At 29.4% G+C, this 9,314-nt stretch carries 8 protein-coding genes and 1 pseudogene; 8 read left to right on the top strand and 1 reads right to left on the bottom strand.

The window, feature by feature from the left end:
* From N4A48_RS01625 to N4A48_RS01600, 6 genes and pseudogenes are all read left to right on the top strand, one after another.
* Nucleotides 1-232: transposase (locus N4A48_RS01625; protein WP_293663930.1), on the top strand; the 232-nt coding region annotated here is incomplete at its 5' end.
* Nucleotides 233-409: 177 nt separating this feature from the next.
* The gene (locus tag N4A48_RS01620; protein WP_293663929.1) at nucleotides 410-1,582 is read left to right on the top strand and encodes an ATP-binding protein; all 1,173 of its coding nucleotides are present in this window, start codon (nucleotides 410-412) and stop codon (nucleotides 1,580-1,582) included.
* Nucleotides 1,579-2,127, top strand: coding sequence for an AAA family ATPase (locus N4A48_RS01615; protein WP_293663928.1), 549 nt, complete (start codon nucleotides 1,579-1,581; stop codon nucleotides 2,125-2,127). Before N4A48_RS01620 ends, N4A48_RS01615 begins: the two co-directional genes overlap by 4 nt.
* Before the next feature lie 82 nt (nucleotides 2,128-2,209).
* A complete protein-coding gene (locus N4A48_RS01610) occupies nucleotides 2,210-3,337 on the top strand; it encodes an RNA-guided endonuclease InsQ/TnpB family protein (protein WP_330665027.1) in 1,128 nt (375 codons plus the stop codon).
* A 163-nt stretch (nucleotides 3,338-3,500) separates the two neighbouring features.
* Nucleotides 3,501-3,785 (top strand): annotated as a pseudogene (locus N4A48_RS01605) (AAA family ATPase); the annotation flags it as partial.
* A gap of 124 nt (nucleotides 3,786-3,909) precedes the next feature.
* Nucleotides 3,910-4,656, top strand: a complete 747-nt coding sequence (locus N4A48_RS01600) for a PD-(D/E)XK nuclease domain-containing protein (protein WP_293663927.1) — start codon at nucleotides 3,910-3,912, stop codon at nucleotides 4,654-4,656.
* Nucleotides 4,657-4,681: 25 nt separating this feature from the next.
* Here N4A48_RS01600 and N4A48_RS01595 read toward each other — a convergent pair whose 3' ends face one another.
* Nucleotides 4,682-5,389 (bottom strand): copper amine oxidase N-terminal domain-containing protein, encoded by a 708-nt coding sequence (locus N4A48_RS01595; RefSeq protein WP_293663926.1) that lies wholly within the window; start codon nucleotides 5,387-5,389, stop codon nucleotides 4,682-4,684.
* A 502-nt stretch (nucleotides 5,390-5,891) separates the two neighbouring features.
* Between N4A48_RS01595 and N4A48_RS01590 the strand changes: the two genes are divergently transcribed.
* On the top strand, nucleotides 5,892-7,253 hold the full coding sequence (locus tag N4A48_RS01590) for a S41 family peptidase (protein WP_293663925.1): 1,362 nt from the start codon (nucleotides 5,892-5,894) through the stop codon (nucleotides 7,251-7,253).
* A gap of 160 nt (nucleotides 7,254-7,413) precedes the next feature.
* Nucleotides 7,414-9,009 (top strand): CTP synthase, encoded by a 1,596-nt coding sequence (locus N4A48_RS01585; protein WP_293663924.1) that lies wholly within the window; start codon nucleotides 7,414-7,416, stop codon nucleotides 9,007-9,009.
* The last annotated feature ends 305 nt before the right edge of the window (nucleotides 9,010-9,314 follow it).

Below are 9,314 nucleotides of genomic sequence, written 5' to 3'. Positions count from 1 at the left end.
GTGCTTATATGAGTTTAAAAGACAAATTCAATATAAATGTAAAAAATATGGAATTGAATTTGTTGAAGCTGATAAATGGTTTCCTTCATCTAAAACTTGTTCTTGTTGTGGTCAAATAAAATCAGATTTAAAGCTAAAAGATAGAATATTCATTTGTGAATGTGGCTTTAAGATGGATAGAGATTTGAACGCAAGTATTAATTTAGCAAATTACCAAATTCAGAGTGCTTAACCTAAACTAAGTTTCTGAATGTGTACGCAACGATACTGCGGAATTTAAGCCTGTTAAGAGTCATATCAAATGAGAGTAGCTTAGGCAAAATCAGATTCATTGAAGCAGGAAGGCACAAGACGAAAATCTAATAGATATAAGTCGTGCCATAGTAGAAATGTCTATATTTAAATAGAAATGTATATATTTTTCGTATCGGATGATATATTTCAAGTTATAAAGGATTATAAAACTGATACTAAAAAAATAGTAGTAATAGATGAATTTCAGTATCTTGGAAAAATAAATAAAGCTTTTCCGTCCGTGTTTCAAAGGATATGGGATAATATCTTAAAAGACGAAAATATAATGGTTATTTTATGTGGATCTTTAATAAATATGATGGAAAGTCAAACATTATCTTATTCTTCTCCTCTTTATGGAAGAAGAACAGGTCAAATAAAAATGAAGCAGATTAGCTTTAATCACTATGGTGAGTTTTTTAAAGAAAAATCAACATCAGAGCTTATAGAATACTTTTCTGTAACTGGTGGAGTTCCTAAGTATATAGAGCTTTTCAAAGATGAAGAAAATATATTTAGTTCTATAGAAAAAAATATAATAAATAAACAAAGTTTTTTATATGAAGAGCCTATATTTTTACTTAAACAAGAGGTTGGAGATGTTGGAACATATTTTTCAATAATAAAAACAATAGCTGTAGGTAATCATAAACTAGGAAAGATAGCTAGTACTCTAGGGGTTAACCAAACTAGCTTAACTAGATATTTAAAAGTATTAATAGATCTTGATTTGCTAGAGAGAATAGTACCAATAACTGAAACTAATCCAGAAAAAAGCAAAAAAGGGCTATATTATATAAAAGATAATTTTATTGAATTTTGGTTTAAATTCATATATCCATATAGAAGTTATATAGAAATTGAAGATAACGATTATGTTTTACAAAAGATAAAAGATAATTTTATAGATAATCATGTAAGCTTTGTTTTTGAGGAGATATGTAAAGAAGAAATTTGGAATTTAAATAAGAATAATAAGCTTAATTTTAAAGTTTTAAAAGTAGGTAAGTGGTGGGATAATTCAAACGAAATTGATATTGTAGGTATAAATGAAGAGACTAAAGATATTTTAATTGGAGAATGCAAATACTTAAATACGAAGGTAGATACAAATATATTCTATAAGCTAGTTGAAAAAGCTAAATATATAAATTGGAATAAAGAAACTAGAAAGGAACATTATATATTGTTTTCTAAATCAGGGTTCACTAATCAATTAATAGAGTTATCTAAAAATAGAGATGATTTAATATTAATTAACCTTATGAAAGGTCGTGAAGAAGATTGAAAAAGATACCTATAGGAATAAGTGATTTTAAGAAATTAATAACAGAAAATTATTATTATGTAGATAAAACATTATTCATAAAAGACATTGTAGAAGATGGGTCATCTGTTATACTCATGCCAAGACCAAGACGTTTTGGGAAAACTCTTAATATGAGTATACTAAAATATTTTTATCAAAAAACAGAAGAAGATAATAAATTTTTATTTGAAAATTTAAATATACAAAATCACAAGGAAGTTATGCAAAAGCAAGGTCAATATCCAGTAATTTATATAACGTTTAAGGATGAGAAATATTCAAATTTTGGAGATTTAAAGAATGGATTTAAGCTATTAATAGCAAACTTGTATAGAAATCATGACTATCTTTTGGATAGTGATAAATTATCAGATGTTGAAAAAAATGAATTTTATAATATATTAAATAAAGAAGTTAACATAATACATTTTTCAAAGAGCTTATATTTATTGAGTTCATCTTTAATTTGTGGCAAGGATACTCCCATTTCTATAAATGGGGGAGGAATTGCCACTTGCCGATAGGCAACTCTTTCTTACCACTATGCACCTCACTTTCTATTGAATTTCACTAAAGTATATTTTATATTAATATTAGTGAAAGGAGTTGAGTAGTATAGAAATAACTATTACTTCTAAAATACAAATATATCCTACAACTGAGCAAATAGAAATCTTAAATAATACAATGTTTCAAGTCAGAAAAGCATTGAATTATATATCTAAATATGTTTTTGATAATAATTTCCTCAAACAAAGTCAAATTAATAAAGATACTTACTATTATTTAAGAGAAATATATGGCTTAAAATCTCAAATGGCTCAAAGTTGTATGAAAACTGTAATTGCTAAATATAAAACCAATAAATCTAATGGACATGAATTTAATCTAATAAAATTTAAAAACCTTGAATATGATTTAGTATTTAACAGAGATTACTCATTAAATAGTAAAATTTTCTCTATAAATAGTTTAGAAGGTAGATTGAAAATACCTTATCAAACTAAAGGAATGGAAAAATATTTTGATGGCACTTATAAGTTTGGTACTGCTAAACTTGTATATAAATACAATAAATATTTTCTTCATATTCCAATGACTAAAGACTATATTCAAACTACACCATTTAAAATAAATAAGATTGTAGGTATAGATTTAGGTATTAACTTTATAGCAACCACTTATGATAGTTTAGGTAAAACTACTTTTTACAATGGTAAAACTATTAAAGCTAAAAGAGGTCATTATAAATTACTAAGAAAGCAATTACAGGAATTAGGAACTAAATCAGCTAAACGTAAAATTAAGTCTATAGGCTCAAGAGAAAACCGTTGGATGAATGATATTAACCATTGCATAACTAAGGCACTCGTTGACAAATACGGAGAAAATACATTGTTCGTATTAGAAGACTTAACTAATATTAGAAACGCTACTGAAAAAGTGCATATCAATAACAGATATACTTTTGTTAGCTGGTCTTTTTACCAATTTAGACAACTACTCGAATATAAGGCTAATATAAATAAATCTATAGTTATAGTAGTTGACCCTAAATATACTTCTCAAATGTGTCCTAAGTGTGGACATATTGGAAAAAGCAACAGAGATAAAAAGAAGCACATATTTAAGTGTAAAAACTGCTCCTATACTTCTAATGATGATAGGATTGCATCAATGAATCTTTGGAGAAAAGGCATTGAATATATAGAACATAACTCCAAAGAAGTCTAAGAGTATACTCTTAGGTTTGGGGAATGTCAACTTCCCTAATGTAACCACCGTTTGAGGTAGGAGATACTTAGTATCGTTCTGACTACGTGTAGGTGAGTTACAAGCCCACACTTCAAAATTCAATAGAATTTAAGTGGTGGGTAATTGACATCTATATAAGCATTATAATCAAAAGGTTGTAATATTAATAGATGAATATGATGTACCTATTCAAGAAGGATACATGAAAGAATATTATGAAGAAATTATGAGAAACTTTTTAAGTGGTGGACTAAAAGATAATGAATATCTTGAAAAATGTGTACTTACAGGCATTCTTAGAGTTGCAAGAGAGAGTATATTCTCAGGTCTTAATAATTTAAAGGCTTGTACTATACTTAGAAATCAATATAGTGAATACTTCGGATTCTTAGAAGAAGTAGAAGAAATGTTAAGACTATACTATTGAATTTGAAATAGATGATATTAGAAACTGGTATAACGGATATATATTTGGTGAAAATGTTATATATAATCCGTGGAGTATACTAAATTATATTGATAATTATAAAGCAGGGTTTAAGCCTTATTGGGTGAATACTGCTGAATGTGGTTTAATAAAAAGACTTTTAGCAAAAGGTGATAAGGCTGTTAAAATAGAGCTTGAAGAGTTAATAAAAGGAGAAGAATTAATAAAAAAGATAGATGAGCATATAGTTATGGGTGATGTAAATAAGAATACTTCAAGTGTATGGAGCTTTCTTCTTTTTAGTGGATACTTAAAAACTATAAATCAAGAATTAAGGGAAGGAATAACTTATTGTAGTCTTCAAATACCTAATAAAGAGGTTAAGAGTCTTTATAATCAGATTGTAGTCTCTTGGTTTGAGGATAATTTAAGTGATGAAAAATTTGATTTAGTTCTTAATAGCTTAATAAAGGGGGATTTAGAAACCTTTGAAGATATATTAAGTGAATATATAATAAAAACCTCAAGCTATTTTGATATAGGAGATGAAAGTGAGAAATTCTATCATGCTTTTGTTCTTGGAATGTTGATAGGATTAAAGTACAAATACGAAATAAAATCTAATAGAGAAAGTGGATATGGAAGATACGATATAATGATGATTCCAAAAGAGAAGAATAATGTAGGGATAATTATAGAGTTTAAGAAGGTTAATAGAAGAAGAAAAGAAACACTAGAAACAGCCTTAGAGAAGGCGTTAAAGCAAATTAAAGATATGGAATATAAACAGGAATTATTAAGTAGAGGTATTAGTGAAATAGTAGAGATAGGAATAGCATTTGATGGGAAGGAAGTTTTAGTAGGGAAATAAAAGCTGCTCAATTGAGCAGCTTCTTCTAATATTCATATTCTTTTTCTAAATCTCTATCGCTGTAGTCGTATTCATATTCAGCACATTTATCATCATCTTCATCGTATATGTATATTTGAATATCCTCTCTGAATTCATCTGTTATTTCATCACATATCTTATCTTCTATAAAGTCTCTAAAATCTGAATCATCACGATCGCTCCAGTATTTAGATTTTCTATCAAAGTCTCCCTCCATTACAACCTTTATATCGTCATTAGAAAGCTGTGATAATTTGTATTTAAATTCTAAAGTTTTATATCCTTCATCGTACTCATCATAATCATCATTTAACTCATCCTCTAAATCCTCTAAATCGTCATCATCGTCATCATCATTATTTTTAAGTCTTTCAATTTCCTTATCCTTAGCTTTAAGCTGATTCTTTAGCATTTCTATTTCAGAAGAGCTGTTATTATATACTGAGTTTGAATCGTTGTGCATATATACAGTGCTATTTCTATCATCCCAAGCAACATTAACTCCAAGACTTTCTGATACATCTCTTAGAGGAACATATACATTACCTCCATATATAAATGGCTCGTTTGAGAAGTTAAGTGTTTTTCCGTTTAGGGATACTTTTATATTAGAGAAATAAGCTGTTATTGATCTAGAGTATCCACTTGAAAATGCTATTGTGCTGCATATTAGTGTTAGTATGAATGTTAGGCATAAAATTCTTTTTTTCATTTAATTACCTCCTTTTGAAATTAGTATATATATAGAATATCGTAAAACTGTGCTATAATAAAAGGGTATTTTGAATTAATTTACATAAAAATAATTGGTAATATTTTTTGTATAGTGTTTAAGCGAAAATTATGGTTATTAAAATACCGCTACTTAGTCAATATTTTAATAACTATAGTTTCGGATGTAGTGGTTAAGCAAAAAATATAGATTATTAAAATATCGTTACTTAGTTGACTTTTTCATAGAACTAGAAATTGTGTCTTATGAGATATCCTAAAACTTCTGAAACTCCCTGCGGTCAGACACAGAAGTTTTTTAACGGATATCTCAACGTCACAATTTAAGTTCTATAGGAAAAAGTCAACAAAAAGTAACTAACATTTGAATAATCTATATTTTTAGTATATTTCAATGCTACAATTTAAGTTCTATAAAGAAAAGTTAATAACCATAATTTTAGGATATGTATTAATAAATTAAAATAGAAGAGGGTGAGGTTGTGAAAAAAGCAAGTAGATTTTTATGTAGTTTTGTAACTGTAATGGTTCTGGTTACGAATGTTGCGTTTGCTGGGGATTTTGTTAAGGATGAGGAGTTTTTTCATGGTGTTAAGAATTATATAACTAAGAATTATGCAGGTGAGATTACGGAAGAAGAGCTTTATGATGCAGCTGTTAAGGGGATGTTTGAAAAATTAGATAAGCATAGTATTTATATGGATAAGGAGAGTAATAAGAGTTTTAATGAGTCTGTCAATGGAAAAATGTATGGAATAGGTGCTTTAATAAATGTTAGAGATGGTAAGCTTAATATTGTAGAGCCAATTGAAGATTCTCCTGCACAAAAGGCTGGTCTTATGCCTGGTGATATTATAGTTGGTATAGAGGATGAAAGGCTTAAAGAGATTGAGGATGTTAGAGAGGTTATTAATAAGATAAAGGGAGATAAGGGAACTAATGTCAATCTTACTATATCTAGAAATGGTAAAGAATTTAAAGTAGATATAAAAAGAGATGAAATAAAGATGAAAGCTGTTAAATATAGAGTAATTGAAGGAAATATTGGTTATATTAAGATATCTCAGTTTACAATTAATGTTGCAGATGAAGTACAAGGTGCTGTTGATAATCTTAAGAACCAGGGGATTAATAAGGCTGTTCTTGACTTAAGAGGGAATCCGGGAGGAAGTTTATCTTCTGTAGTTGAAGTATCTAAGCATTTTGTTCCAAAGGGTAAGGTTGTTATAGTGAAAGATGCAAAAGGTAAGGTTGTTAACCATTATTCTAAAGGTAAGGTTGCGTTTGATAAATTAACAGTTTTAGTAGATGAGAATTCGGCTTCTGCTTCTGAGTTATTATCTGGAGCTATTCAGGATACGAAATCTGGAACATTAATAGGTAAGACTACATATGGGAAAGGAACTGTTCAAACTATTCTTCCTTTAAAGAATGGGGAAGGAATAAAGCTTACAATAGCTAAATACTATCTTCCATCTGATAGAAGTATAGATAAAGTAGGTGTTATTCCTGATATAGATTGTGATAGACTTTGTATAGATATTAGCAAGATTATTGAAATTAATAAGGATACCAAGCTATTAAAAGGAGATGCTGGACTTGATGTATTGGCTGTTCAGGAGAGGCTTAAAATTATGGGTTATGATATAAGTGATCCTAAAGGGTTATATATGGATTCTACTTTTAAGGCTGTAGAGAGGTTCCAACAAGATAATGGAATATATCCATATGGAGTAGCTGATATAACGACTTTAAATAAGATAAATAATAAATTTATTAAATATATAACTTCTGATGAAATGGACAAACAATTAAAAAAATCTATTGAAATATTAAATAAGTGATGATACAATAGAATAGTTATTTTAAAAAAGAAAATTTTAAAGCCTGACCCTAAGAGGGTGGTTTCTAATAAATGGTAGGTCGCCCTTTCCTAGGGCGACCTACCCCTTTTTTAGGGAAAAAATAATATTTAAATAAATATAAAATACAAGGAGGAAAACAATGGCAACTAAGTATATATTCGTAACTGGTGGGGTTGTATCTTCATTAGGTAAAGGTATAACAGCAGCTTCACTTGGAAGACTTTTAAAATCTAGAGGACTTAATGTAACGATTCAAAAGTTTGACCCATATATCAATATAGATCCAGGAACTATGTCACCTTATCAGCATGGAGAGGTATTTGTAACTGAAGATGGAGCAGAGACAGATCTTGATCTTGGGCATTATGAGAGATTTGTAGATATTAACTTAGGAAAGCATTCAAGTGTTACAACAGGAAAGATATACTGGTCAGTTCTTAATAAGGAAAGAAGAGGAGATTATCTTGGAGCTACGGTTCAAGTTATACCTCATATAACTAATGCTATTAAAGATAGAGTATATAAAGTGGGAAAAGAAGGGAATTTTGATGTTGTTATAACTGAAATTGGAGGAACTGTAGGAGATATAGAATCGCTTCCATTCCTTGAAGCTATAAGACAGGTTAAGTATGATGCTGGTGAAGAGAATGTTATGTATATTCATGTAACATTAATTCCTTATCTTGCTAAATCAGGAGAGCTAAAGACTAAGCCTACACAGCATTCGGTTAAAGAACTTAGAAGTATAGGTATTCAACCAGATTTATTAGTTTGTAGATCAGAGTATCCTGTATCAGAGGATATGAAGAAAAAAATTGGATTATTCTGTAATGTAAAGCCAAATCATGTTATTCAAAACTTAGATGCTGAGACTTTATATAGTATTCCTTTAATGCTTAAGGAAGAAGGACTTGATCAATTAGTTGTAGATAAGCTTAAGCTTGATGCTAAAGATCATGATCTTACTAATTGGATTGAGATAGTTGAGAAGGAAAAGCAGCTTCAAAAGACTGTTAAGGTAGCTTTAGTTGGTAAGTATGTAGAGCTTCAAGATGCGTATATATCTGTAGCGGAGTCTTTAAAGCATGCTGGTATACATAATGATGCTAAGATTGAGATAGATTGGATTAATGCTGAGGATATAACTAATGAGAATGCAGATGAGATATTAAAGACTGCTGATGGGATATTGGTTCCAGGTGGATTTGGAGATAGAGGGGTAGAAGGAAAGATAGCTGCTGCAAAGTTTGCTAGAGAGAATAAGGTTCCTTTCTTAGGAATTTGTCTTGGAATGCAGTTATCGGTAGTAGATTTTGCAAGACATGTTGAAGGGTTAGAAAATGCTCATTCTTCGGAACTTAATCCAGAGACTAAGTATCCTGTTATAGCTTTGATGGAGGATCAAGAGGATATTGAGGATATGGGTGGAACTATGAGACTTGGAGTTTATCCTTGTAAGATATATAAGGATACTAAGGCTTATGAGGCTTATGGTGAAGAGTTAGTTTATGAAAGACATAGACATAGATATGAGTTTAATAATGAGTATAGAGAGTTATTGACTAAGGCTGGACTTATAATATCGGGAATATCTCCTGATGAGAGATTGGTAGAGATTGTAGAGCATAAGGATCATCCTTGGTTTGTTGCTGGACAATTCCATCCAGAGTTTAAGTCAAGACCGACAAGACCTCATCCGTTGTTTAGAGAATTTATAAAGGCTTCTGCAAAGTAGAACTAGTTAAGAGCGATATTTAATAGAAATTAATTTCTATTAAATATCGCTCTTTTTTTATAAATCAAAGTTCTAAACTCCCTACGGTCAGACAACGAACTTTCTTAACGGATATTCAAACGCTGTAATACAAGTTTTATACAAAAATATTTAAATCATTCTCTAATATATACTGTACCCTATAGAGTGGACACTAAAAAAAGTCTATTCTATAGGGTATTTTTATGTATAATAGAAAAAAAGACGAATGGTGGAAGATAAAATGAGTAATAAAATATTTACAGAAAAAGAAATAAGAATACTTT

Origin of the sequence: Tepidibacter sp., assembly GCF_025210165.1 — a bacterium.
Lineage (GTDB): Bacteria > Bacillota > Clostridia > Peptostreptococcales > Peptostreptococcaceae > Tepidibacter_A.
This window is presented reverse-complemented; position numbering and strand designations above follow the sequence as displayed.

Excerpts from the sequence above, each read along its gene's own strand:
- N4A48_RS01620 (WP_293663929.1), top strand. The coding sequence starts at position 410 with ATGTATATATTTTTCGTATCGGATGATATATTTCAAGTTATAAAGGAT.
- N4A48_RS01595 (WP_293663926.1), bottom strand. The coding sequence starts at position 5,389 with ATGAAAAAAAGAATTTTATGCCTAACATTCATACTAACACTAATATGC.
- N4A48_RS01585 (WP_293663924.1), top strand. The coding sequence starts at position 7,414 with ATGGCAACTAAGTATATATTCGTAACTGGTGGGGTTGTATCTTCATTA.